This window comes from Photobacterium alginatilyticum, from assembly GCF_009910675.1.
Classification (GTDB): domain Bacteria; phylum Pseudomonadota; class Gammaproteobacteria; order Enterobacterales; family Vibrionaceae; genus Photobacterium; species Photobacterium alginatilyticum.
In genome coordinates, this window is the sequence record NZ_RSEJ01000037.1 from 1 (window position 1) to 23,874 (window position 23,874).

Consider the following 23,874-nt stretch of genomic DNA (forward strand, 5'->3'; position numbering starts at 1 on the left):
GTCGGGCTCATAACCCGAAGGTCGTCGGTTCAAATCCGGCCCCCGCAACCAATTCTCYTATGAGAAWATGCGACACTAGCTCAGCTGGTAGAGCGCAACCTTGCCAAGGTTGAGGTCACGAGTTCGAACCTCGTGTGTCGCTCCAATTWRATAAGTTCTCACGGTACTTTRAACGGTGAAAATACGGACGCGGGGTGGAGCAGCTTGGTAGCTCGTCGGGCTCATAACCCGAAGGTCGTYGGTTCAAATCCGGCCCCCGCAACCAATTCTCTTATGAGAAAATGCGACACTAGCTCAGCTGGTAGAGCGCAACCTTGCCAAGGTTGAGGTCACGAGTTCGAACCTCGTGTGTCGCTCCAAATTTAAGAGAGTCATGGCACTCACGAGGAACCTCGTGYACCTAGCCGGCCGCGACGCTCCAATTTGATAAGTYCTCACRGTACTTTRAACGGTGAAAAATACGGACGCGGGGTGGAGCAGCTTGGTAGCTCGTCGGGCTCATAACCCGAAGGTCGTCGGTTCAAATCCGGCCCCCGCAACCAATTCTCTTATGAGAAAATGCGACACTAGCTCAGCTGGTAGAGCGCAACCTTGCCAAGGTTGAGGTCACGAGTTCGAACCTCGTGTGTCGCTCCAATTTCACTATCGCTATATCTGATAGTGAAACGGCAAAACTACTACTGTGAAGTATTAGTCCAAATGCAGCATTCCTGGGTTACTCGATCACCGATAGCCTTGTGTGTTGCTCCAAGTTCCGTAGCTTCGGCTACAAGGAACCATAAGAAGCAGTCAGCTTCGACGACATCATCAGAATTTTACCGAGACAGTCTTTAGTGACTGATTTTGTATCTTAGGTAAATACGATGCTCTGTAAGCCAATGCCGTGAGGTATTGGTGCCAAATGACGACACATGCTCTTTGATTTAGCTGATACCAGTAGTTGGCTTATACGCTGCTGATGAGGACTTGTGAATCGTATCTGCTCTCTTTATCCAGAATCAATAATTGCCTGAATGCTGATATATTCTGGGCTGCTGTCTTGATCTTTGGAACAAATCATTAGTTAGTACACAGACTTATCCACATGAGTCAAACTGTGGGTAAGTCAGTTGATTACGTGTGCCGACTCCGTGTGAATAACTCCTTTCTCCCAATAAATCCACCTCGGAAAAAAGTTATCCCAGAAAAATTATCAACAAGGTAAGGTGTTGATATTGCTGTATTTTAATATCTTTATTCAATATTTATATACAGCCTGATCAATATGTTTTGTCTTGGGATAACTGCTTTGATTCCCTGCATTCAGGCCTGTGTTTAATATTTTACGACTAGGGATAAAATCGTGGGGATGAAATTGTTTTCCACATTCATGCAGAAGCCTGATTTCGCTCCCAGTTTGTGTGTCCATAAATGTGCAGACGCTTAAAGGTCCCCGGGGTTACGCATCTCGCGGCAGGCCTTTTTCGACAATCCTGATCAGCCTTTTGGTTTTGCCCGGCAATATCTCAATGGCATGTTCCTGACGCCTCTTCGTTTGTATTTCCATTGCCCAGTGAATATGAATATCAAGCAATTCGTTTTCTCCAAGGCGCTGTTCCAAAGCCTCAAAGATATCTACGCTATATGGTGCGTTACCCATAGCAATCGTTAAGTTACGCAACCATTGGATATGACCGATACGCCGGATTGCCGAACCTTCCGTATTTTTCAAAAACTGTTTTTCTGTCCATTGGTACAGCACATGCAGTGGCTGTTGATACAGGCTATCACGACAATGATAGTCAACTTCTTCGGTAAGATCCGAAAAACGGTTAAACGGGCAGACCAGCTGACAATCGTCACAGCCGTAAATCCGGTTGCCAATGAGCTCTCGCAGCTCTTCAGGGATAATACCGTCAAACTCAATGGTGAGGTAGGAGATGCAGCGCCTGGCATCAACGACGCCTTCCTCAACAATGGCTCCGGTGGGGCAGCTGGTCATACAGGCAACACACTTGCCGCATTGGTTGTCGATGGGTGTATCGACTGGGAGAGGGAGATCAATGAACAATTCGCCAAGAAAAAACCAAGAGCCAGCTTCCGGGCTAAGGATTAGTGAGTGCTTCCCTGTCCAGCCCAGGCCGGCTTTTTCTGCCAGAGGGCGTTCAAGAATGGGGGCCGAGTCGACAAAAGGACGGTAGCCGAACTTGCCCACCTCTTGTTCGATAAGCTGGCCAAGGCGCTTCAGACGATTACGAATCAGCTTGTGGTAATCACGTCCCAGCGAATAGCGGCTGATGTAGGCGGTGTCGGGCTGTTTGAGGCTCTGGGCAAACCCGGCCTCAGGAGGCAGGTAGTTCATCCGCACACTGATAACCCGAACTGTACCGGGGTGCAGTTCGGCGGGACGGGCTCGCATCATACCGTGGCGGGCCATCCAGTCCATGTCACCGTGATAGCCGGCATCAATCCAGCGCTGAAGCTGAGCCTCGTGCTGGTGAAGATCTATATCGCTGATCCCCACTTGCTGGAAGCCGAGTTCCTTGCCCCATTGTTTGATTTTCTGGGTCAGTTCGCTGTAGTCGATGTTCATGCTCTGATTCACAGTGTGGCTGAATTCTTGGGGGCCGAAGTGTAACACAATCACCATTGCTTTCACTGATAATAGAAAACTCAGCAAGAATGGGAGCAGAAATACTTTTTTGACATTGTACCGGGCGGTAGTTTTGGGCACTATTTATTCATTATGTGGTTTGGTTGCCCTACCTATGCTGATTTTGGCAACCGTGAAGAACGTTAGCGGCTCAGAGGTAAGGCAATACCATGGTGACTTCGCAACTACCGACACACTTATACCGCGCCGAACAGGTTCGCCACGGCGAGCAGTTGGCGGCCAGGGCAATGCAGCTTGAGATGTACCAGTTAATGGAAAGAGCCGGGCAGGCGGTATTTTCGCATTTTCGCCAACAGTACCCGGAGGCTGCTTCACTGCTGGTATGTTGTGGTGGTGGTAATAACGGCGGGGATGGTTATGTTGTGGCCCGGCTGGCCCGGGAATCGGGGCTGGCGGTAACGCTGTGGCAGTTGGGACAGCCCGAACGCTTGTCGGGGGATGCCGCCCGAGCCCGGGATGCCTGGCTTGCCTGTGGTGGGACAATAACGCCGCCGCAGCCCAGGGTTCCGGATTCCGCCGAGGTGATCGTTGATGCCTTGCTGGGAACCGGACTGAAAGGGAGCGTCCGGGAAGACAGTGCCGGGCTGATTAGCCTAATTAATCAGGCTGGACGGCCGGTTGTCGCAGTCGACGTACCATCTGGGCTATGTGCTGATACGGGCAATATCCTTGGCACGGTTATTCAGGCACAATCGACAGTGACCTTCATCGGCCTGAAGCAAGGATTGTGTACCGGGCAGGCGGCTCAGTACTGCGGAGAGGTACTTTTTGCCGGCTTGGATGTCGATGATGCTTTTTGTCAGCAGGTGCAGCCGTCGGCTTACCGGATCTGTCAGGATGCGGTGAAGCAGTGTTTACCCCGCCGCGATCGCACTGCACACAAGGGCGATCATGGTCGGGTATTATGTGCCGGTGGTGATGTGGGGATGGCCGGTGCCATTCGGCTGGCTGCCGAAGCTTGTGCAAGAAGCGGAGCCGGGCTGACTGCGGTGATCACCCAGCCTGACAATGTGCTGTCAATTGTTACCGCCAGACCTGAGATAATGGTGCAGGGGTGGCAAGATAAAGCCCATGAAATCAGGCAGAGGCTGGAGTGGGCCGATGTTATTGTGATAGGGCCAGGCCTGGGGCAGAGTGACTGGAGCAAGGCACTGTTGTTCCACTTTGACGCTACCGAGAAAACGATGGTCGTCGATGCCGATGGATTGAACTTATTGGCCCTCTCACCAGACTATAAAAATAATCGTATAATGACGCCGCATCCGGGAGAAGCGGCCCGGTTGCTAAATACCACGGTCGCCGCTGTAGAGGCAGACCGGTTTGCTGCCGCGCAGTCGCTGCAGCAAAAGTTTGGCGGCGTCGTTGTTCTGAAAGGAGCCGGTACTCTGATCAATGACGGTCGGCAGTGCTGGGTATGTACTGCCGGTAACCCTGGAATGGCGACTGGTGGCATGGGTGATGTGCTTTCTGGCATTATCGGGGCGTTGGCAGGGCAGGGGCTTTCATTATCGGAAGCCGCCCGGACTGGCGTCTGGATCCACAGCACCGCCGCTGATCTTTGTGCCCGGGAGGGGGAACGTGGTGTATTGGCCAGTGATCTGTTTCCTTATATTCGACAATTAGTAAACCCAAGATAAAGATAACAATGCAAACATTTGAAACACTGCTTGCCGATGAACAGGCAACCGTAGATTTAGGCCTTAAATTGGCAAAGGCATGTAAGCGCCAGACAACCATTTATTTGTATGGCGACTTGGGTGCAGGCAAGACCACATTTAGCCGGGGCTTTATTCGAGCCCTTGGCCATCAGGGCAATGTGAAGAGCCCGACTTATACCTTGGTGGAACCGTACGAACTGCCACCCTGGCAGGTGTACCATTTCGACTTGTATCGCCTGGCGGATCCTGAAGAGCTGGAGTTTATGGGGATCCGTGATTATTTCAGCAGTGACGCCATTTGTTTGGTGGAGTGGCCAGATAAGGGCGAGGGCTTGTTGCCTGAACCGGATCTGGAAATCGAAATGCGCTATGCCGGAGAGCAGCGAAAAGTGGTTGTTACCGCAAGAAATGAATATGGTCTAGAGTTGATCAAGCGTTTGGAGTTGTGTTGATCAGGATGTCTTTACGGGCTTTTTTGTACTTATTATTTTTGGGGGTAGGGATGTTCGGCTCGGTGGCGATGGCCAACGAGCTGAAGAGCATTCGCGTCTGGCCCGCGCCAGATGAAACCCGCGTGGTGCTGGATCTGCAAGATGAGGTGACGTTTTCCTACTTCACTCTGACCAAGCCAGAGCGCCTGGTTGTCGATCTTAAAAATACCACCTTAAAAACCAAGTTGCCGGTAACGGTCAAAAACAGTGCGGTGTTGAAGAAAATTCGCAATAGCAGCGCACCGGAGAAAGGCACCTACCGTTTGGTGTTTGAAACCAAGACTGGCGTGAACCCAACTATTTTCAAGTTGGCACCAACGCCAGATGGCCATTATAGCCACCGTCTGGTGCTGGACCTGCCGCACAAGAAAAAGGCGGTGAAGGCCAAACCTGCGGCACCGAAAAAAACGGTGACGGAAAACCAGAAAGCCCTGTTGCCCTATGGCAATGATGACATCATCGTCGCCATTGATGCCGGTCATGGCGGGGAAGACCCTGGCTCTATCGGTCCGACACGTAAGTACGAGAAAAATGTCACTTTGGATATCTCGAAAAAAGTGGCGGCCAAAATCAATGCCACCCCGGGGATGAAAGCGGTACTGACCCGTCAGGCCGACTATTTTGTTAACCTCAACAAGCGCTCGGACATTGCCCGCCGCAATAAGGCCCACCTGCTGGTATCTATCCATGCCGATGGATTCCACAAACCACAGCCTCGCGGGGCGTCGGTATGGGTACTCAATACCCGCCGTGCCAATAGTGAAATTGGTCGTTGGATCGAACAGCATGAGAAGCAGTCAGAATTGCTTGGCGGCGGTGACGTGTTGTCCGGGGGGAACGATGATCAGTACCTGAGCATGGCCGTCCTGGACTTGCAGTTCAGCCATTCCCAAAAAGAGGGGTATGATGTGGCGACGCGGGTACTGAAAGAGCTGAGCCGGGTGACTACCCTGCATAAAAGCAAGCCGGAGCACGCTAGTCTGGCGGTGCTGAAATCGCCGGATATTCCGTCGTTGCTGGTCGAAACCGGATTCATTACCAACCCGAAGGAAGAGCGGTTGCTCAATTCACGCTCGCATCAGACCAAGCTGGCAAATGCCGTCTACAAAGGGGTGCTGGCTTACTTTAATGCCAAACCGCCGGAAGGTACTTTGTTTGCGGCGAGAAAAGGCGGGGTGAAACATAAGGTTACCTCTGGCCAATCCCTGAGTGTGATTGCCAGCAAGTACGGCACGTCGGTCGCGGCACTGAAGAAGGTCAATAAACTCAGCAGTAATACCCTGAAAGTCGGTCAGGTACTGGTGATCCCGGGGAGCACCGTTGCGGCGGCGAGCAGAACGGCGTCATCGGCCTCGTCGAAGCCTGTACAACGCACGGTCACAGTCACGACCCATACGGTGAAGCGTGGCGAGTTTCTTGGCAAGATTGCAGCCAATTATGGCGTGACGGTCGCCAGTATCCGCAGCCTGAATAAGTTACGCTCCGATGAGCTGGCGATTGGCCAGAAGCTAAAAATTGATACCAGTAACCGCAAGGCGATTAAGCATACGGTGAAGCGTGGCGAGTTTCTGGGCAAGATTGCTTCCCGTTATGGGATCAGTGTGAATAGTCTCCGCCAGGCAAATAAGCTAAGCTCAGATACATTAGCGGTAGGCCAACAGCTAACCATCCCGAGTAGTTAACCATACCTAGAAGTGAATTATGCCTATTCAGATCTTGCCCGCCCGGCTGGCAAACCAAATTGCTGCAGGCGAAGTTGTCGAACGTCCTGCCTCGGTGGTCAAAGAGCTGGTAGAAAACAGTTTGGATGCCGGTGCTACCCGTATTGATATCGATATTGATAAGGGTGGCAGCCGGACTATCCGTATCCGCGATAATGGCAAGGGGATCCCGAAAGAGGAACTCAGCCTGGCTTTAAGCCGCCACGCTACGTCGAAAATTACCTCGTTAGACGATCTCGAGGCCATTATGAGCCTGGGCTTTCGTGGCGAGGCGCTGGCCAGTATCAGCTCGGTTTCCCGTCTGACCCTGACCTCCAAGACGGCGGTTCAGGAAGAGGCATGGTCAGCCTATGCCGAAGGGCGGGACATGGATGTACAGCTGAAACCGGCGGCCCACCCGGTGGGTACCACGCTGGAGGTGCTGGACCTGTTCTTCAACACCCCGGCCCGGCGCAAGTTTCTGCGGACCGAGAAAACCGAATTTAGCCACATTGATGAATTGCTCAAGCGCATCGCACTCAGCCGGCTGGATGTCACGATCAATCTGCGCCATAACGGCAAAATGATCCGCCAATATCGAGCCTCCCAAACCCAGGTACAAAAAGAGCGCCGTCTGGCAGCGGTGTGTGGCTCTACTTTTCTTAACCATGCACTGGCTGTCGAGCTGGAACATGGTGACTTGAAACTGTCGGGCTGGATCTGTAGCCCACAGGGAGCCAGAGCCCAGAACGATATTCAGTATTGCTACGTCAATGGCCGGATGATGAAGGACAAACTCATCAATCATGCCATCCGTCAGGCGTACGAAACCAGCCTTGCAGCTGATCAGTATGCGGCCTATGTGCTGTTTATCGAGGTTGATCCGCACCAGGTGGATGTCAATGTCCATCCGGCGAAACATGAAGTGCGTTTCCATCAGGCGAGGCTGGTTCATGACTTTATCTGCCAGGGGCTGCAGAGCGCCCTGCAGCAAGGTCTGGAACACAGCCTGGAAGAGAGCAGCGAGGCTCTGTATCAGCCGCCTCGGCGGGGCAGTGCTGAAGCCAGCCAGGCTGTCGTCCCGCCAGATGATGGGATTGCCGAACCGTCGGCAGTCATGTCAGCGGTGGCGCGTACGCCTGATTATCCCAATAAGGCTCATGCTAGTGAGTGGTTGCCAACCTCAAATCATCATGAGCATGGTGGCAGCTACCGTGAGGCGGGTGCCTCAAGGGCCTCGGGGACAACTGGTGCCTCGGGGATGCCGAGAGGCCAGGGGCAGCAGCGCCAGTTCGGCCACGATGCACCGTCAAAACGCGAGGTTAGTGCTTACCAACAATTGATGCAAACACCGAAGCAGGCGGATTTTGAGCCTCTTTCTCAGGCACCTATACCGGTACCGACAGCTTCTTCTGCGCGGGAACCAGCCGTGCCCCGGCCAGAACCAACGCCTCGTGGGCCGGAGACCCGCTCTCCGACAACGCCAGTTCGCCAAACGGCCATTGATGCGCAGAATGGGATTGGTTTGGGCAAAGCTCTGTGTTTGACGCAGCAGCGGTACTTGCTGCTGAGTCGAGATAACGGGGTATTTGTTCTCTCGCTGGACAACGCACAGCGCCTGCGTTGCAAGGGTCAGCTGCAGCTGGCCCAAACGGAAGGGCTGAAACCGCAGCCATTGTTGATCCCACATTCCGTACCGGTCGAGCCAGGCATGATAGAATGTTCAGAACAGCATGCTCAATTGCTCAAGCAACTGGGCATTCATCTTAAAGCCAAGGGTAAAAACGGGCTGATCATCATGTCAGTTTGTATGCCGCTTAGGCAGCAAAACCTGCAACAGCTGATCCCGGCCCTGTTGGGGTATCTGGCTTTGGTAGCCGATGACCCTGAAGCGCAGGGGTGGGATAAGCTGCTGGACTGGTTAGCATCGCAGCTCGTGATTCCGACCGAAGGCTTCAGTTTGTCGCAGGCTATACAGCTGGTGACGGATTTGGAACAGCTATGGGGAGATTCACTTGAACACTATTATCCAAACTTGCTGCGTCCGGTTGACGTCGGCGCGGCAATAGAAGCATTTGATTTATGAGCAAGCCACTACCTCAGGCCATTTTTTTAATGGGCCCGACCGCATCGGGAAAAACAGATTTGGCCATTCGATTGCGCCAACAGTTGCCGGTGGAGTTGATAAGTGTTGATTCAGCCCTTATCTATAAAGAAATGGATATCGGTACAGCCAAGCCAGATGCGCGGGAACTTTCTCTTGCGCCTCACCGTCTTATCGATATTCGTGATCCAGCGCAAAGTTATTCAGCTGCAGACTTTCGCGCTGATGCACTGAAAGAAATGGCTGATATAGTTGCAGCAGGGAGAATTCCTCTGTTGGTTGGTGGTACTATGTTGTACTACAAGGCATTATTGGAAGGCTTGTCGCCATTGCCGGCGGCGGATCCGGAGATCCGGGCTGAGATTGAGCGAGAGGCCGAAGAGAAAGGCTGGCAGGCATTGCACGAGGAGCTAGTGCGGATAGATCCGGTATCGGGAGCCAGGATCCACCCTAATGACCCGCAGCGGCTCTCTCGGGCATTGGAAGTTTTCCGTATTTCGGGTAAAACTTTAACAGAGCTGACGAAAACCCAAGGTGAATCTTTACCATACAAGGTTCACCAATTTGCAATAACACCCAAGGATAGGGCTGTCCTACATCAGAGGATTGAGCAACGTTTTGACAAAATGATTGAAGCAGGTTTTGAACAGGAAGTTCGTGCTTTGTATGAGCGAGGTGATCTGCATCCAGATCTTCCATCGATACGTTGCGTGGGTTACCGACAGATGTGGGAATACTTGGACGGGAAGTGTGATTTGGACGAAGCGGTTTTTCGCGGAATCTGCGCCACCCGTCAATTGGCGAAGCGTCAAATTACCTGGCTTCGTAGCTGGAAAGATTTGACGTGGTTGGATAGCAGTGATGTGGATAAAGCGTTACAAACAGTCACAAACTCAGTTAGATGTGATGTTTGATTAGCGTGTATACTCTCACTGTTTTGCGTATTTTTAATTTTGTTCGTTGCTAAATACAACTACAAACAAATAAGGAAAAGAAATAATGGCTAAGGGGCAATCTTTGCAAGACCCGTTTTTGAATGCGCTGCGTCGTGAAAGAATACCGGTCTCTATCTACCTGGTGAACGGCATCAAACTTCAGGGCCAGATTGAATCATTCGATCAGTTCGTGATCCTTCTTAAAAACACTGTTAACCAGATGGTGTACAAGCATGCGATCTCTACAGTGGTTCCGGCTCGTCCAGTGAACCACCATCATGCAGGCGACCGTCCGGCTTCTGCTGAGCGTTCTCAAGAAAAAACTGAAGAATAAGAGTATTCTTCGATAAGGAGTTGATTGCTTGTTTGACCGTTATGAAGCCGGTGAGCAGGCTATTCTTGTTCATATCAACTTCACGCAAGAAGGGGAATGGGAAGACTTAAGCGAATGCGAAATGCTGGTCTCCTCTGCGGGAGTTAATACGCTACGTGTAGTTACAGGTAGTCGTAAAACTCCCCACCCTAAGTATTACGTGGGAGAAGGTAAAGCACAGGAAATTGCCGAAGCGGTTCGGGCTGAAGAAGCCGAGATCGTGATATTCAACCACTCCCTCTCTCCAGCGCAAGAGCGTAATCTGGAGCAGATTTGTAAATGCAGAGTATTAGACCGTACTGGCCTGATCCTGGATATTTTTGCCCAGCGTGCACGTACCCATGAGGGTAAACTGCAGGTTGAGCTTGCTCAGTTACGTCATATCTCCACTCGATTGATCCGCGGTTGGACCCACCTTGAACGACAGAAGGGTGGTATCGGTTTGCGTGGTCCGGGTGAAACCCAGCTGGAAACGGATCGCCGTTTACTACGAGACCGTATCAAAACTATTTTACGTAGATTGGAAAAGGTATCGAAGCAGCGCGATCAGGGACGCAGAGCCAGAAATCGGGCTGAAATACCGACCATCTCGCTGGTGGGTTATACCAACGCGGGAAAATCGACGTTGTTTAACCGAGTTACAGATGCCGGGGTTTATGCGGCCGACCAGCTGTTTGCGACCTTGGATCCAACCTTGCGCAAGATTGACGTTGCCGATGTCGGCACATCGATTCTGGCCGATACGGTTGGATTTATTCGCCACTTGCCCCATGACCTGGTGGCTGCGTTTAAGGCAACATTGAAAGAAACCCAGGATGCAAGTTTGCTGTTGCATGTGGTGGATGCCAGTGACGAGCGTTTTCGCGAAAACATTGATGCGGTGAACAATGTGCTCGATGAAATCGATGCCGGAGAGGTCCCTGTCCTGATTGTGATGAACAAGATCGACAATCTGGAAGGTGCTGAGCCGCGTATTGAGCGAGACGAAGACGGGATCCCCCGTCGGGTTTGGGTTTCGGCGATTGAAGGACAGGGCATAGACCTGTTGTTCGAGGCGCTGACTGAACGTTTGTCTGGCGCTATGGTGAAACATACGCTGTGTCTGCCGCCACATTTGATTGGCCGCTACCGCAGTAAGTTTTACCAGCTTGGGTGTATTTTGCACGAAGAATATGAGTCTGATGGCAGCCTGACGATTGATATTCGATTACCGTTGGCTGAGTGGTCTCGGTTACAAAAAAGAGAAAGTACTTCGTTAGATGACTTTATCGTTGCTTAATGGACTGCTAGAGTAATAAGAAAAACTGTCGTCATATCATATTGATGGAGTTCTATAATGGCGTGGAATGAGCCTGGTAACAACGGCGGCCGTGATAAAGACCCTTGGGGGAATAATAATCGCGGCGGGCGTGATCAAGGTCCACCGGATCTCGATGAAGTTTTTTCAAAACTAAGTCGTAAGTTCGGTGGCATTTTGGGGAATAAGAAAGGGCCTTCGGCTGGTGGCAGTGCTGCCGGTCTAGGGGCGATTGCAGTACTTGCGACTGCAGTATGGGGATTCTCGGGTTTCTATACCATTGGTGAAGCGGAACGAGGCGTAGTACTGCGTTTTGGTAAGTTTTACGAGATGGTTGATCCGGGTCTGAACTGGAAGCCGACGTTTATTGACGAAGTGACACCGGTCAACGTTCAGGCTATCCGTTCTCTGCGTAGCTCCGGCCTTATGCTGACCAAAGACGAAAACGTACTGAAAGTTGAAATGGATGTTCAGTACCGTGTGTCAGATGCCAACAAGTACCTGTTTAGCGTGACCAACGCCGATGACAGTCTGCGTCAGGCTACCGATTCAGCACTGCGTGCGGTAATTGGTGACTCGGCGATGGATGAGGCATTGACGACGGGCCGTCAGACTATTCGTGCCAACACCCAGGAAGCGATCGACAAGATTATCCAGACCTATGATATGGGTATCTTCGTTGTCGATGTGAACTTCCAGTCAGCGCGTCCGCCGGAAGCGGTAAAAGATGCGTTTGATGACGCTATCGCCGCGCGAGAAGATGAAGAGCGTTTCGTGCGTGAAGCCGAGGCTTACAGCAATGATATCTTGCCGAAAGCAACCGGTCGTGCGGAGCGTCTGAAGAAAGAAGCCGAAGGTTATTCTGAGAAGGCCATCAACGGTGCGCTCGGTGAAGTGGCACAGTTTGAGAAGCTACTTCCAGAGTACCAGGCTGCCCAGGAAGTAACCCGTAACCGTCTGTATCTGGAAACGATGGAACGCGTATACGGCAATACCAGCAAGGTCATGGTTGATTCTAACTCCAGCGGCAACTTGTTGTACCTGCCGCTAGACAAACTGATTAACCCGTCTGAGCAGGGCAGCAAGCCTAAGAGCAGCACATCAAGCGGCTCCTACGGTATTGAGCTTGAGAAAGTTGAAACAACAGCCCCTGTATCCACGGCTCCGCGTGGCGATACTGGCCGTCAAGGGAGATATTAATTATGCGTAAGTTAATGATCCCAGTGATTGTCATCTTTATTGCTGCGCTGCTGATGTCGATGTTCATCGTACAGGAAGGCGAGCGCGGTATTGTGGTTCGGTTTGGCCGGATCCTGAAAGACAACAATACTGAAATTGCACGTATTTACGAACCGGGTCTGCACTTCAAGGTGCCGGTATTCGACCGTGTCCGTATGCTTGATGCCCGTATCCAGACTATGGATGACCAGGCCGACCGTTTCGTCACGTCAGAGAAAAAAGACGTGATCATCGATACCTATGTCAAATGGCGTATCGAAGATTTCGGTCAGTACTACCTGACGACCGGTGGCGGTGATGCTTCAACGGCAGAAGCGCTACTGAAACGTAAAGTGGTTGATAGCCTGCGTTCTGAAATTGGTTCGCGCGAGATCAAGCAAATCGTTTCTGGTCCGGATCGCGGCAAGCTGAGCGATGAGAATGCACCGACAGCCGAAGATGATGCTCCAGCAACGGACATCGTCGCGGAAGTGGCTCCTCGCAAAGAGGTGGAAGGCCAGCGTGATCAAATCATGGCTAATGTACTGGCTGACATCAAGATAAGCGCAATGAAAGACTTGGGTGTTGAAGTGGTTGACTTCCGTATGAAGAAAATCAACCTGCCTGATGAAATCAGTGAGTCTATTTACCGTCGTATGCGGGCCGAGCGTGAGTCTGTCGCGCGTAAGCACCGCTCTCAAGGCCGTGAGAAAGCAGAAGTTATCCGCGCCCAGTCTGAGCTGGAAGTGGCGAAAATCCTGGCTGATGCTGACCGTCAGGCACGTGTAGTGCGCGGTACGGCTGATGCGAAAACGGCTGAGATTTACTCTTCAGCGTTTAACAAGGATCCGGAGTTCTATAACTTCCTGCGTTCTTTGAAAGCGTATGAGAACAGCTTCAACTCGAAGAACGATATCTTGGTGGTTGATCCAAGTACCGACTTCTTCAAGTACATGAAAGAATCAAGCGGCACTAACTAAGCCGATACAGATAAGCAGAAAGACAAGGCCTCGGCCTTGTCTTTTTTTTTGCCGTTATATCATAATCAGCGGCTCCCCGTTGGAGCAGTATGCAACGTTAAGGTAGTGAATATGAGTAAAGCAATTTGGTTGGCTTTGGGGTTAGTGTTGGTTTTTGAAGGGCTTGGACCGTTACTGGCTCCAAGAGGGTGGCGAGAGATGGTTAGTCAGCTGAGCCAGCAAAATGACAACACCCTGCGTCGGATCGGCGGCTGTCTGGTTGTCGCCGGCAGTGTGATTGCCTACATGATGTACACTAGTATGTAAATCGCCCTAGCATGCAACCGTGACAGTGTTCTTGCAGAAATAGCCGCTACGGTTAAAAAATGACTGCAAGGCGCTCTTTAAGGTGCTAGAATCCCTTTTTAACTACTGATAGACGAAGAAAGATGGCAAATAATGTAGTCGTTCTTGGCACCCAATGGGGTGACGAAGGTAAGGGTAAGATCGTTGATCTTTTGACCGAAGATGCAAAGTATGTAGTCCGCTACCAAGGTGGCCACAATGCAGGTCACACTCTTGTCATTGACGGTGAAAAAACTGTCCTTCACCTGATCCCATCAGGTATCCTGCGTGACAACGTTAAATGCATCATCGGTAACGGTGTTGTACTTTCTCCAGATGCACTGATGAAAGAAATGGGCCCGCTAGAAGAGCGTGGTATTCCTGTTCGTGAACGTCTGTTCCTGTCAGAAGCTTGTCCGCTAATCCTTCCTTACCACATCGCACTTGACCAAGCTCGTGAAATCGCTCGCGGTAAAAAAGCGATTGGTACGACGGGTCGTGGTATCGGTCCAGCTTACGAAGATAAAGTTGCTCGTCGCGGTCTGCGTGTTGGCGATCTGTTCGACAAAGAAGCCTTTGCCGAGAAGCTTAAAGAAGTTATGGCTTACCACAACTTCCAGCTTGAGCATTACTACAATGCCGAGCCAGTAAGCTACGAAGAAGTACTTGAAACTATCATGGGTCAGGCTGACGTACTGACTGCGATGGTTATCGATGTGACTAAAGAGCTTGACGATGCGCGTCTGCGTGGCGACAAGATCATGTTCGAAGGTGCTCAAGGTACGCTGCTGGACATCGACCACGGTACTTACCCGTATGTAACCTCTTCTAACACAACTGCTGGTGGTGTTGCTGCAGGTTCTGGCTTTGGTCCTCGTCACCTGGGTTACATCCTGGGTATCGCGAAAGCATACTGCACACGTGTTGGTGCAGGTCCATTCCCGACTGAGCTATACGACGGTCAGGATAAGCAAGACCCAGTTGGTAAGCATCTAGGTGAAGTTGGTAACGAGTTTGGTGCAACGACAGGTCGTCTACGTCGTACTGGTTGGTTTGATGCGGTGGCTATGCGTCGTGCTATTCAGATCAACTCAATCTCAGGTTTCTGCCTAACCAAGCTAGACGTATTGGATGGCCTGAAAGAAATCAAGATCTGTACTGGTTACAAGACTAAAGATGGCGAGCTTCTGGAAGTATCTCCAATGGCGGCTGACGCTTACGAAGATCTAGAGCTGATCTACGAAACTATGCCTGGTTGGTCTGAAAACACATTTGGTGCTAAGTCACTGGATGCGCTTCCACAGGCGGCTCTTGATTATATCGCGCGTATCGAAGAGCTAACGGGTGTGCCAATCGACATTATCTCGACTGGTCCTGACCGTAACGAAACTATCATCAAGGTTCACCCATACGGTGAATAATCATCGCTTCTGATGATCGGATGGATAAAAACCAACCCTGAGGGTTGGTTTTTTTATACCTGCGGGTTGGGGGAACGATGATACTCGCCGACTGTGGATCTTGCTCCCAATATTCGCCGCTACCGGTTGCGTCAATTTTCCTACTGTGTAAAGAATTCAAGCGGCAAAAAATTGCCGTTTTTCTGATAAAGAGGTTAAAGTCTGACTGACTTTTGCCGATAAGGTATCTACGGTTCAACAGAGACTAGTAAATGAAACTGCAAGCCCTGCTTCTTTCCACATTGCTGACAGCGACACCCGCCTATGCATTAGAAGATGTAGGTGAGGCAGTTCCCGTGTATACCGAGTCAGATCTGATCCGTATGTTTGACGCCAACAGCCATCTTCAGCAGGTAAAAGCCGATGATTGTCAGTTGCTTCAGGATATTGAAGCACGTGCGGTCCGGGTTGAATCTCCGGCTTACCAGTTCTTATATGGTGACATGCTGGCATGGGGTGTTTGCGTTGATCGTGATGTCGAGACGGGCATCTATTACATGCAGTCTGCAGCTCACCAGGGATCACCGGCAGCACTGGAGCAGTTGGGTCGCTACTACGCGACGGGAACGCTGGTTCAGCAAGATCGGGAGCGAGCGATTCCTTACTTGCGTGAAGCGGCATCCATGGGCAATGTCGATGCCCGTATTCAGTTAGCCGAATTGTTGCTCAGTAACTACGGCAGCCCGCTGGATTTCGAGGATGCCTATCGCTGGCTCTATAACACGGTGACGGCTAGCCGTAAGACCCACAGTAAGATCACAAGTTTACGCCGTAGCCTGGAAAACCGCATGCCAGGCAATGTGATTGCGCGGGCGAAGCGTCGCGATACCTTCTGGTAGAGCTGCGTTATTATGATGAACATATGAAAGAGAGGCCCTTGGGCCTCTCTTTTCGTATCCGCGCTTGCTCTTGCGTACCTTACAGCACTTTATGAGGGCCGAAGCATTCGTAGTGAATACGATCTTCACTGATCCCCATGTTGATCAACTGCTTGCCGATATGCTGCATAAAGCCGACCGGTCCGCAGAAATAGTAATGCATCCCCGGTGTTGTCAGTTTGTCTTTAAGGCTACCCAGATCCATCAGGCCCTGATGCTGGTAGTCTTCTGCTGGCAGGTCAGATGCAAGTGGCTCGCGATACCAGGTGTTGATGGAAATATGCTCGTGCTGGTCGGCGATGGTACGCACCTGTTCTTTGAAGGCGTGCTGGGCGCCGTTTTCGGCCGCGTGCAGCCAGTGCACCTCGGCCTGATGACCGGTGAGGGTTTCTAGCATTGACAGCGTCGGCGTCAGGCCGACACCGGCTGAAATCAGGGCGACAGGCGTTGTCGGTTCAACCTCCAGGAAGAAGTCTCCGGCGGGAGCGGTAAGTGCAACTTTGTCGCCAACGACAAGGGTATCGTGCAGGTAGCCAGAAACCTTGCCGCCGTCTTCACGCTTGACGGAGATACGGTAGCTGTCTTGGGATGGTGCGCTCGACAGGCTGTACTGGCGGATCTCCTGGAACTCGAACTCGTCAGGCTTGAGGTAAATCCCCAGATATTGTCCCGGCTTGAAGGGAGCTACAGGGCCGCCATCGACCGGCTTGAAGGTGAAGCTGGTGATCACATCGCTTTCTTGGCGCTTGTCGACAACTTCAAACTGACGGGTACCGCGCCAGCCTCCGCTTTTGCTTTCGTTCTCCTGATAGATTTCTTCTTCGCGTTTGATGAAGACATCTGCCAGCACGCCGTAAGCTTCGCCCCAGGCATCGAGAACCTCCTGGCCCGGCGAGAGTAGCTCGTCGATGGTCGCCAGCAAGTGGCCGCCGACAATCGCGTATTGCTCGGCAGTGATCATAAAGCTGGTGTGCTTGTGGGCAATTTTCTCGACGGCCGGCAACAAAGCCGCCAGATTGTCGATGTTGTTGGCGTAACCGCAGATAGCGTTGAACAGGGCTTCGCGCTGATCGCCGTTTCGCTGATTACTCATATTGAAAATATCTTTCAGCTCAGGGTTATGGCTGAACATTCGCTGGTAGAAATGGGCCGTGAGCGACGGACCGGTTTGGGCAAGCAACGGAGCAGTTGCTTTAACTGTATCGATGGTTTTTTGACTTATCATGACTTATTTTACTTTCTCACATTAAAGTTATATTTATAATGCATCTTATAAGTTGTATCTGATCTGTATCTTTTAGTCAATAACCAGACTAAAATGGCGGCAGGAGGAGTTATTGTGCAGTTAACAAGTTTTACCGATTATGGCCTGCGGGCCCTGATATACTTGGCAACGTTACCGGAAGGTGAGCTGGCCAGTATCTCTAAAGTGACCGAAATATATAGCGTGTCACGCAACCATATGGTCAAAATCATTAATAGATTGGGCCAACTGGGCTATGTCGAAACCGTTCGGGGCAAGAATGGCGGTATTCGCCTGGGTATGCCTGCGGACAAGATAGTTCTCGGCGATGTGGTGCGTGCGATTGAACCGTTGCAGATCGTCAATTGTAGTGAAGACTTTTGCCACATTACACCGGCATGTCGCCTGAAAGGGATCCTCGATTCCGCGAGGCTGGCATTTTTGGCCGAGCTTGACAGACATACGCTGGCAAGCCTGATTTCGGATAACCCGCCACTGCGTGTATTGTTGGATCGCCCTGTCGCATAATCGTACAGCCAATCAATAACTTCTAAATTTTTCAGTGGAGCAAAGAAATTGAACTTTGCTCCCGTCTGTTCACCTATGGCCCGGATATACTATGGTTATATCTTCGCCAATATGGATCTGCTTATGTCCAAAGGTACTACCGATTTACCGGTCGACCCTTTTCGCGATCGCGAAGCATCAAATTATGAAAACCCAATCCCAAGCCGTGAGATGCTCCTTGAAGTGATCCGCGGCTTTACTGCTCCTGTTAGCCGTGACCAGCTGTTTGCTGAGTTAAAGCTGGAAGGGGATGATCAGTATGAAGGGCTGCGTCGCCGTTTACGGGCGATGGAGCGTGACGGCCAGCTTATTTTTACCCGTCGTCAGTGTTATGCCCTGCCAGAGCGCCTTGATCTGATCAAAGGCCATGTCATTGGTCATCGCGACGGCTTCGGCTTTTTGCGCCCTGAAGGCACCAATGCCAAAGAAGAAGATCTGCTGCTGCCGCATCACCAGATGCGCGGAGTGATCCACGGTGACTACATTCTTGCCCAGGTGGCTGGCACTGATAAGCGCGGTCGCCGTGAAGGCCGTGTAGTTCGTGTACTTCAGGAGTACTCCGGTCAGATCGTCGGTCGTTTCTTTATCGAAGACGGTATGGGCTATGTGGTGCCGGATGACTCCCGGATCTCCCAGGATATTGTGATCCCGAATGAGCACCGGATGGGTGCCCGCATGGGGAATGTCGTGGTGGTCGAGATCAACCAGCGGGCAACCCGTCAGTACAACGCTGTCGGTAAGGTCGTGGAAGTGCTGGGTGAGAACATGGCGCCGGGGATGGAGATTGAGATCGCCCTGCGTACCCACGATATTCCTAATGAGTGGCCGGGTGAAGTTGAAAAACAGATCCAGGGGCTATCGGAAGAAGTACCTGAAGAGGCCAAAAAAGGCCGGGTTGATCTGCGTGATCTGCCGTTGGTGACGATTGATGGCGAAGATGCCCGCGACTTTGATGATGCCGTTTACTGTGAGCGCAAGAAGTCTGGCGGCTGGCGTCTGTGGGTCGCAATTGCCGATGTCAGCCACTATGTTCGTCAGGGCTCGGCACTGGACAACGAGGCGGTCAAGCGCGGCAACTCGGTGTATTTTCCGTCCCAGGTGATCCCGATGTTGCCGGAAGTGCTGTCGAACGGCCTGTGTTCGTTGAACCCGCAGGTTGACCGTCTGTGTATGGTCTGCGAAATGACTATTTCGGCCAGTGGCAAGCTGTCAGGGTACAAGCATTACGAAGCGGTGATGAACTCCCACGCCCGTCTGACCTATACCAAGGTGAGTCATATGCTGGAGGGGGACGAGGAGCTGCGTGAGCGCTATGCACCGTTGGTTCCGCACCTTGAAGAGCTGTACAGCATGTACAAAGTGCTGAAGACCGAGCGTGAATCGCGCGGTGCGATTGAATTTGAAACGGTGGAAACCAAGTTCATTTTCAATGCGGATCGCAAGATTGACCGTATTGTACCGGCAGAGCGTAATGATGCGCACAAGATCATCGAAGAGTGTATGATCCTGGCCAACATCGCCTCGGCCCGTTTGGTCGAGAAAGCCAAAGAGCCGGCTCTGTACCGGGTCCATGATGCGCCGGGTGAGGAGCGCCTGATGGGGTTCCGTGATTTCCTCGGTGAGCTGAGCCTGAACTTATCTGGTGGGCTGGAACCGTCGCCACGTGACTATGCCGAGCTGGCTTCGCTGATCCAGAATCGTCCGGACAAGGAGCTTATCCAGACCATGCTGCTGCGCTCGATGAAGCAGGCGGTATATCAGGCCGATAACATCGGTCACTTTGGTCTGGCCCTGAAGCAGTACGCGCACTTTACCTCGCCAATCCGCCGTTATCCGGACCTTACCTTGCACCGTGCAATCAAATACCTGATTGCGAAGCAGGAAGGCAAGAATACCGATCGCTGGACACCGACGGGCGGGTACCATTATTCGTTTGATGATATGGACGTGCTGGGCGAGCAGTGCTCGATGACCGAGCGCCGGGCCGATGACGCAACCCGCGATGTGGCTGACTGGCTGAAGTGTGAATACATGCAGGATCATGTCGGCGACGAGTTTGACGGTGTGATAGCGAACGTGACGGGCTTCGGTTTCTTTGTTCGCCTCAATGAGCTGAACATTGACGGCTTGGTGCACATCTCCAACCTGGCCAATGACTACTACCAGTATGATGCCATCGGCCAGCGCCTGATTGGCGACAGCTCCGGCCAGGTCTACCGCCTGGGTGATACGGTGAAAGTGAAGGTTGCCTCGATTAACCTCAATGACCGCCAGATTGACTTCGACATTGTCGGCAGTACCCGCAAGCAGCGCGGTGCCGGTAAAACGGCGAAGAACCGCGAGAAACAACAGCGGATGCGCAAGGCCGAAGGGCTGCAGCGCCAGAGCATGAAAGTCTACCGGGTTGAAGACGGCGAGGCGCAGCAGGAGCACCGCAGCAAGTCGAAAAAAGAGCGTAGCTCGGTTCGCCAGAAACTGAAAGCGGGGGCAATCCCGCGTCTTGAGGACGACAAAGCCCCTAAAGGCAAGGCTGACGATAAGAAGAAAGCCAAGAAGAAGTCGACCAAGAAACGAAAGCAACGAGCTGGAAAAAAAGAACGCGCAGCGAAGAAGAACTAAGTAATGAGTAATCAAGTAATTTTCGGCATTCATGCCGTGAAAGCCGTATTGGCTTCCGATCCGTCACGCTTTATCGAAGTGTTTGTGCTGAAAGGGCGCCAGGACGATCGTCTGATGCCAGTATTGAATGAGCTGCAGATGCTGGGTATTACCATGCAGCAGGCTGGCCGCAAGGCGATGGATGATAAAGTGAAAGGCGCCTCCCACCAGGGTATTATTGCGCGCGTCAAGCCGGGCAAGCAGTACAACGAGAATGATCTCGACGATCTGCTGGCTGGCAAAGAGAACCCATTGTTGTTGGTATTGGACGGTGTGACGGACCCGCACAACCTGGGCGCCTGTCTTCGCAATGCAGATGCGGCCGGTGCCGTGGCTGTGGTTGTCCCTAAAGACCGCTCGGCACAACTGAATGCAACGGCCAGCAAGGTGGCCTGTGGGGCCGCTGAAGTGATGCCATTGGTCCGCGTAACCAACCTGGCTCGCTCGCTGCGCACATTGCAGGAGAAAGGAGTCTGGGTGGTTGGCACGGCAGGAGAGGCGACGCACGATATCTATCATAGCAAGCTGACCGGCCCGCTGGCGATTGTCATGGGGGCCGAGGGTGAGGGTATGCGCCGTCTGACCCGCGAGACTTGTGACGACCTGATCAAAATTCCGATGGCGGGCTCGGTGTCGAGCCTGAATGTCTCGGTAGCCACTGGTATCTGCCTGTTTGAAGCGGTTCGCCAGCGGCAGGACGCTTAAAAGCCGATACTGGGAAAGCAGAATCTAGGTTCTAGGGAGAGCAGGAACGGAGCAATGGCTGTGTTCCTGCTTTTTTATTCCCGCCAAACCATAAAATTAGCTTGCTTAGATTGTCCATTCTCTGTACTATTCTGCCTCCAAATTCTCGGTTCTTTTTTTAGTTCCTTGCTTCTCCTGGATGACCGAGCCAAATAGAGAAGCTGATTAATCCGTAAGGAGCAACCAATGCGTCATTACGAAATCGTATTCATGGTGCACCCTGATCAGAGCGAGCAGGTTGCTGGCATGATCGAGCGTTACACTGCTGCTATCAAAGATTCTGGCGGTCAGATCCACCGTCTAGAAGATTGGGGTCGTCGTCAGATGGCTTACCCAATCAACAAACTGCACAAAGCACACTACGTTCTAATGAACGTTGAAGCTGAGCAGTCTGTTATTGACGAGCTGGAATCAACTTTCCGTTTCAACGATGCAGTGATCCGTAACATGATCATGCGTACTAAAGGCGCTATCACTGAGCCATCTCCAATGATGAAGGCTAAAGAAGAGCGTGCCCCACGTCGTGAAGAGCGTGCAGAGCAGCCAGCTCCAGCACAGTCTGAAGGCGAAGCAGCAGCTGAGTAATTTGTAAATGACCAATCGTCTGGAGTTATCTGGCGTTATCGCCAAAGACCCCAAACGAAGCAAGTCCCTGGCGGGAATTCCTCATTGTCACTTTGTGCTTGAGCATCGTTCCTACCAGCGGGAAGCTGATTTACCCCGTCAAGTGTACTGTTACATTAACGTGGTCGTCAGCGGGCAAGGTCAGCAAACACTCACTCAAGATTTAGCTGTCGGCAGTCACATTAAGGTAGGGGGCTTTGTCTCTTATCAAACCGGCCGAAATGGCATTGGTAAATTAGTGTTACATGCCGATCACATTGAAAAAATTTAGTTCAGGAGATAAGCCCATGGCACGTTTCTTCCGTCGTCGTAAATTCTGCCGTTTCACTGCAGAAGGCGTACAAGAGATTGACTACAAAGACGTAGCAACTCTAAAAAACTACATCACTGAAGCTGGTAAAATCGTACCAAGCCGTATCACTGGTACTCGCGCTAAATACCAGCGTCAGCTAGCTCGCGCTATCAAGCGTTCTCGTTACCTAGCACTTCTACCATACACTGACAAGCATCAGTAATCGGTAGCGGTTTAATTAAGTTTAAGAGGACAAGATAATGCAAGTTATTCTACTTGATAAAATCGGTAACCTAGGTGGCCTTGGCGATCAGGTTAACGTTAAAGCGGGTTTTGCTCGTAACTTCCTTATCCCACAGGGTAAAGCTGTTATGGCAACTAAAGCTAACGTTGAAATGTTTGAAGCTCGTCGTGCTGAGCTAGAAGCAAAAGTTGCTGAGCAACTATCTGCTGCTGAAGCGCGTGCTGAAAAACTAAACGCTCTAGAAGCTGTAGAAATCGCTTCTAAAGCGGGTGACGAAGGTAAACTATTCGGTTCTATCGGTACTCGTGACATCGCTGATGCTGTAACTGCAGCTGGCGTTGAAGTAGTGAAGAGCGAAGTTCGTCTACCTGAAGGCGCACTACGTACTACTGGCGAATTCGAGATCAGCATCCAGCTGCACTCTGATGTATTCGCAACTATCAACCTAAACGTTGTTGCTGCAGAGTAATAGCTTTTAGTGTTGCTAGAAAAAACCAGCCTCCGGGCTGGTTTTTTTGTATCTGGAATCTGACAAAATGCAGTGTTACCGGCAGGATGGCATTGTTAGATCTTGAACAGCAGGTTGATTGTCATCGTCGAGTCTCGCTTTTCCAGCCCGTCCGGTACCCAGCTGTTGACCTTCTGGGTATTGCTGAACTTGATTGCGATGTGGTCGGTGATTGAGCTGGTCAGGTCAATCTCAGTTTCCAGGGTACTGTTACTGTTACCGGCTACACCGGTAAAGCGGGCATTGAGCTCGACGGTCTTCGAAGGCTTCCAGGTAAACTTGGCACTTCCCCGCAGGATCAGCTCATCGACTGTTTCCGGTACGATGATGTCATCATCGTCAATTTCATCAATATTCGGTTCCTGGTGGCGATAGCCCGGACCGGCTTCGACTTCCATCTGGAAGGTTTCCAGCCGCAGCAATTGATAACCGAGACCGGTAGCCAGGGTAAAGTCGGTAAAGTACGGACCGTACCTGTCGTCAACATAGTTGGCGTTTCCCAGCACATAGGTACGCTCGTTAATCTTCACGTCACTCTGTAGCTCAATCTGGCCCTTGCGTTTGTCTTCCTCGCCGTCTTTTTCCGCCAGCAGGTACTTGGCTTCGGCCGTCTGGCGATACTGGTTTTTCACATAGGTCAGTTCGACCCGGGTGTTGAGCGATTCCGAGTCAGAGTTCCCCCCGAGAGACTGGTAGCCGAGTTCTAGCTCGCTGGACCAGGGGGGCGGGATCTGGGTTGGCTTGTCATCGTCGGCATAGGCGGGGGTATTGGCAAGCAGTAATAAGGCCAGTAAATATCTTGCCAAGAGTGTCCTCCTTAGGGACATGAATAAGCGAAAAATGGAACCGGGCTACAAAGTTTACCTGAACTATGTCAGCTTTTGGTCAAGAATCATGGCAATTCTCGATATCGAGCTGAAATA

22 protein-coding genes and 5 tRNA genes are annotated in these 23,874 nt (G+C 51.6%); 24 read left to right on the forward strand and 3 right to left on the reverse strand.

Annotated elements, in window-relative coordinates:
* Nucleotides 1–69: 69 nt before the first annotated feature.
* The 5 genes from EIZ48_RS25030 (at nt 70) to EIZ48_RS25050 (ending at nt 636) form a co-directional block, all read left to right on the forward strand.
* Nucleotides 70–145: transfer RNA gene (locus EIZ48_RS25030), tRNA-Gly, on the forward strand.
* Between the two features lie 43 nt (nt 146–188).
* Nucleotides 189–265 (forward strand) — tRNA-Met (locus EIZ48_RS25035).
* An 18-nt stretch (nt 266–283) separates the two neighbouring features.
* Nucleotides 284–359: transfer RNA gene (locus EIZ48_RS25040), tRNA-Gly, on the forward strand.
* A 106-nt stretch (nt 360–465) separates the two neighbouring features.
* Nucleotides 466–542 (forward strand) — tRNA-Met (locus EIZ48_RS25045).
* Nucleotides 543–560: 18 nt separating this feature from the next.
* Nucleotides 561–636: transfer RNA gene (locus tag EIZ48_RS25050), tRNA-Gly, on the forward strand.
* Nucleotides 637–1,438: 802 nt separating this feature from the next.
* Here EIZ48_RS25050 and queG read toward each other — a convergent pair.
* Nucleotides 1,439–2,572, reverse strand: coding sequence for a tRNA epoxyqueuosine(34) reductase QueG (gene queG, locus EIZ48_RS25055; RefSeq protein WP_160657838.1), 1,134 nt, complete (start codon nt 2,570–2,572; stop codon nt 1,439–1,441).
* Nucleotides 2,573–2,802: 230 nt separating this feature from the next.
* On the opposite strand from queG, the gene EIZ48_RS25060 reads away from it, so the two are divergent.
* The 12 genes from EIZ48_RS25060 (at nt 2,803) to motX (ending at nt 16,032) form a co-directional block, all read left to right on the forward strand.
* Nucleotides 2,803–4,290, forward strand: coding sequence for an NAD(P)H-hydrate dehydratase (locus EIZ48_RS25060; RefSeq protein ID WP_160657750.1), 1,488 nt, complete (start codon nt 2,803–2,805; stop codon nt 4,288–4,290).
* An 8-nt stretch (nt 4,291–4,298) separates the two neighbouring features.
* A complete protein-coding gene (tsaE, locus tag EIZ48_RS25065) occupies nt 4,299–4,763 on the forward strand; it encodes a tRNA (adenosine(37)-N6)-threonylcarbamoyltransferase complex ATPase subunit type 1 TsaE (protein ID WP_160657753.1) in 465 nt (154 codons plus the stop codon).
* Between the two features lie 5 nt (nt 4,764–4,768).
* Complete coding sequence (locus EIZ48_RS25070; protein ID WP_439126596.1) at nt 4,769–6,484, forward strand: LysM peptidoglycan-binding domain-containing protein; 1,716 nt, start codon at nt 4,769–4,771, stop codon at nt 6,482–6,484.
* A 19-nt stretch (nt 6,485–6,503) separates the two neighbouring features.
* On the forward strand, nt 6,504–8,588 hold the full coding sequence (mutL, locus tag EIZ48_RS25075) for a DNA mismatch repair endonuclease MutL (RefSeq protein WP_160657755.1): 2,085 nt from the start codon (nt 6,504–6,506) through the stop codon (nt 8,586–8,588).
* Entirely contained in the window at nt 8,585–9,520 is a 936-nt protein-coding gene (miaA, locus tag EIZ48_RS25080) for a tRNA (adenosine(37)-N6)-dimethylallyltransferase MiaA (protein ID WP_160657758.1), read from the forward strand. The genes mutL and miaA overlap by 4 nt, the downstream gene beginning before the upstream one ends.
* 85 nt (nt 9,521–9,605) lie before the next feature.
* Nucleotides 9,606–9,875 (forward strand): RNA chaperone Hfq, encoded by a 270-nt coding sequence (gene hfq, locus EIZ48_RS25085; RefSeq protein WP_160657761.1) that lies wholly within the window; start codon nt 9,606–9,608, stop codon nt 9,873–9,875.
* Nucleotides 9,876–9,903: 28 nt separating this feature from the next.
* A complete protein-coding gene (gene hflX, locus EIZ48_RS25090; protein WP_160657763.1) occupies nt 9,904–11,193 on the forward strand; it encodes a ribosome rescue GTPase HflX in 1,290 nt (429 codons plus the stop codon).
* 57 nt (nt 11,194–11,250) lie between these two features.
* Nucleotides 11,251–12,411 carry an FtsH protease activity modulator HflK gene (hflK, locus tag EIZ48_RS25095; RefSeq protein ID WP_160657766.1) on the forward strand — a complete coding sequence of 387 codons (1,161 nt, stop codon included), beginning with the start codon at nt 11,251–11,253 and terminating at the stop codon, nt 12,409–12,411.
* Nucleotides 12,412–12,413: 2 nt separating this feature from the next.
* On the forward strand, nt 12,414–13,409 hold the full coding sequence (hflC, locus tag EIZ48_RS25100) for a protease modulator HflC (RefSeq protein WP_160657769.1): 996 nt from the start codon (nt 12,414–12,416) through the stop codon (nt 13,407–13,409).
* Between the two features lie 111 nt (nt 13,410–13,520).
* Nucleotides 13,521–13,715, forward strand: a complete 195-nt coding sequence (locus EIZ48_RS25105; protein ID WP_075767861.1) for a DUF2065 domain-containing protein — start codon at nt 13,521–13,523, stop codon at nt 13,713–13,715.
* Between the two features lie 122 nt (nt 13,716–13,837).
* Nucleotides 13,838–15,154, forward strand: coding sequence for an adenylosuccinate synthase (locus EIZ48_RS25110; protein WP_075767862.1), 1,317 nt, complete (start codon nt 13,838–13,840; stop codon nt 15,152–15,154).
* Nucleotides 15,155–15,405: 251 nt separating this feature from the next.
* The gene (gene motX, locus EIZ48_RS25115) at nt 15,406–16,032 is read left to right on the forward strand and encodes a flagellar protein MotX (protein WP_075767863.1); all 627 of its coding nucleotides are present in this window, start codon (nt 15,406–15,408) and stop codon (nt 16,030–16,032) included.
* 79 nt (nt 16,033–16,111) lie between these two features.
* Here the strand turns inward: motX and hmpA are convergent, their stop codons facing one another.
* Nucleotides 16,112–17,296 (reverse strand): NO-inducible flavohemoprotein, encoded by a 1,185-nt coding sequence (hmpA, locus tag EIZ48_RS25120; RefSeq protein ID WP_160657771.1) that lies wholly within the window; start codon nt 17,294–17,296, stop codon nt 16,112–16,114.
* Between the two features lie 114 nt (nt 17,297–17,410).
* Here hmpA and nsrR point away from each other — a divergent pair, with 114 nt between their 5' ends.
* From nsrR to rplI, 7 genes are all read left to right on the forward strand, one after another.
* Nucleotides 17,411–17,842, forward strand: coding sequence for a nitric oxide-sensing transcriptional repressor NsrR (gene nsrR, locus EIZ48_RS25125; RefSeq protein ID WP_160657774.1), 432 nt, complete (start codon nt 17,411–17,413; stop codon nt 17,840–17,842).
* A gap of 123 nt (nt 17,843–17,965) precedes the next feature.
* Entirely contained in the window at nt 17,966–20,500 is a 2,535-nt protein-coding gene (gene rnr / locus EIZ48_RS25130; protein ID WP_160657777.1) for a ribonuclease R, read from the forward strand.
* A gap of 3 nt (nt 20,501–20,503) precedes the next feature.
* Nucleotides 20,504–21,244, forward strand: coding sequence for a 23S rRNA (guanosine(2251)-2'-O)-methyltransferase RlmB (gene rlmB, locus EIZ48_RS25135; protein ID WP_160657779.1), 741 nt, complete (start codon nt 20,504–20,506; stop codon nt 21,242–21,244).
* A 225-nt stretch (nt 21,245–21,469) separates the two neighbouring features.
* The gene (gene rpsF / locus EIZ48_RS25140) at nt 21,470–21,868 is read left to right on the forward strand and encodes a 30S ribosomal protein S6 (protein ID WP_075767867.1); all 399 of its coding nucleotides are present in this window, start codon (nt 21,470–21,472) and stop codon (nt 21,866–21,868) included.
* A gap of 7 nt (nt 21,869–21,875) precedes the next feature.
* Nucleotides 21,876–22,178: a primosomal replication protein N gene (priB, locus tag EIZ48_RS25145; protein ID WP_160657782.1), complete on the forward strand. Its 303-nt coding sequence runs from the start codon at nt 21,876–21,878 to the stop codon at nt 22,176–22,178.
* 16 nt (nt 22,179–22,194) lie between these two features.
* Complete coding sequence (gene rpsR, locus EIZ48_RS25150; RefSeq protein ID WP_002539422.1) at nt 22,195–22,422, forward strand: 30S ribosomal protein S18; 228 nt, start codon at nt 22,195–22,197, stop codon at nt 22,420–22,422.
* 37 nt (nt 22,423–22,459) lie between these two features.
* Complete coding sequence (rplI, locus tag EIZ48_RS25155; RefSeq protein WP_075767869.1) at nt 22,460–22,912, forward strand: 50S ribosomal protein L9; 453 nt, start codon at nt 22,460–22,462, stop codon at nt 22,910–22,912.
* A gap of 95 nt (nt 22,913–23,007) precedes the next feature.
* Here the strand turns inward: rplI and EIZ48_RS25160 are convergent, their stop codons facing one another.
* Nucleotides 23,008–23,757, reverse strand: coding sequence for a DUF481 domain-containing protein (locus tag EIZ48_RS25160; protein WP_160657784.1), 750 nt, complete (start codon nt 23,755–23,757; stop codon nt 23,008–23,010).
* Between the last annotated feature and the right edge of the window lie 117 nt (nt 23,758–23,874).

What these genes read in the sequence shown, in the direction of transcription:
- queG (WP_160657838.1), bottom strand. Translation starts at nt 2,572, where the DNA reads ATGAACATCGACTACAGCGAACTGACCCAGAAAATCAAACAATGGGGC.
- EIZ48_RS25060 (WP_160657750.1), top strand. Translation starts at nt 2,803, where the DNA reads ATGGTGACTTCGCAACTACCGACACACTTATACCGCGCCGAACAGGTT.
- tsaE (WP_160657753.1), top strand. Translation starts at nt 4,299, where the DNA reads ATGCAAACATTTGAAACACTGCTTGCCGATGAACAGGCAACCGTAGAT.
- EIZ48_RS25070 (WP_439126596.1), top strand. Translation starts at nt 4,769, where the DNA reads ATGTCTTTACGGGCTTTTTTGTACTTATTATTTTTGGGGGTAGGGATG.
- mutL (WP_160657755.1), top strand. Translation starts at nt 6,504, where the DNA reads ATGCCTATTCAGATCTTGCCCGCCCGGCTGGCAAACCAAATTGCTGCA.
- miaA (WP_160657758.1), top strand. Translation starts at nt 8,585, where the DNA reads ATGAGCAAGCCACTACCTCAGGCCATTTTTTTAATGGGCCCGACCGCA.
- hfq (WP_160657761.1), top strand. Translation starts at nt 9,606, where the DNA reads ATGGCTAAGGGGCAATCTTTGCAAGACCCGTTTTTGAATGCGCTGCGT.
- hflK (WP_160657766.1), top strand. Translation starts at nt 11,251, where the DNA reads ATGGCGTGGAATGAGCCTGGTAACAACGGCGGCCGTGATAAAGACCCT.
- hflC (WP_160657769.1), top strand. Translation starts at nt 12,414, where the DNA reads ATGCGTAAGTTAATGATCCCAGTGATTGTCATCTTTATTGCTGCGCTG.
- EIZ48_RS25105 (WP_075767861.1), top strand. Translation starts at nt 13,521, where the DNA reads ATGAGTAAAGCAATTTGGTTGGCTTTGGGGTTAGTGTTGGTTTTTGAA.
- EIZ48_RS25110 (WP_075767862.1), top strand. Translation starts at nt 13,838, where the DNA reads ATGGCAAATAATGTAGTCGTTCTTGGCACCCAATGGGGTGACGAAGGT.
- motX (WP_075767863.1), top strand. Translation starts at nt 15,406, where the DNA reads ATGAAACTGCAAGCCCTGCTTCTTTCCACATTGCTGACAGCGACACCC.
- hmpA (WP_160657771.1), bottom strand. Translation starts at nt 17,296, where the DNA reads ATGATAAGTCAAAAAACCATCGATACAGTTAAAGCAACTGCTCCGTTG.
- rnr (WP_160657777.1), top strand. Translation starts at nt 17,966, where the DNA reads ATGTCCAAAGGTACTACCGATTTACCGGTCGACCCTTTTCGCGATCGC.
- rlmB (WP_160657779.1), top strand. Translation starts at nt 20,504, where the DNA reads ATGAGTAATCAAGTAATTTTCGGCATTCATGCCGTGAAAGCCGTATTG.
- rpsF (WP_075767867.1), top strand. Translation starts at nt 21,470, where the DNA reads ATGCGTCATTACGAAATCGTATTCATGGTGCACCCTGATCAGAGCGAG.
- priB (WP_160657782.1), top strand. Translation starts at nt 21,876, where the DNA reads ATGACCAATCGTCTGGAGTTATCTGGCGTTATCGCCAAAGACCCCAAA.
- rpsR (WP_002539422.1), top strand. Translation starts at nt 22,195, where the DNA reads ATGGCACGTTTCTTCCGTCGTCGTAAATTCTGCCGTTTCACTGCAGAA.
- rplI (WP_075767869.1), top strand. Translation starts at nt 22,460, where the DNA reads ATGCAAGTTATTCTACTTGATAAAATCGGTAACCTAGGTGGCCTTGGC.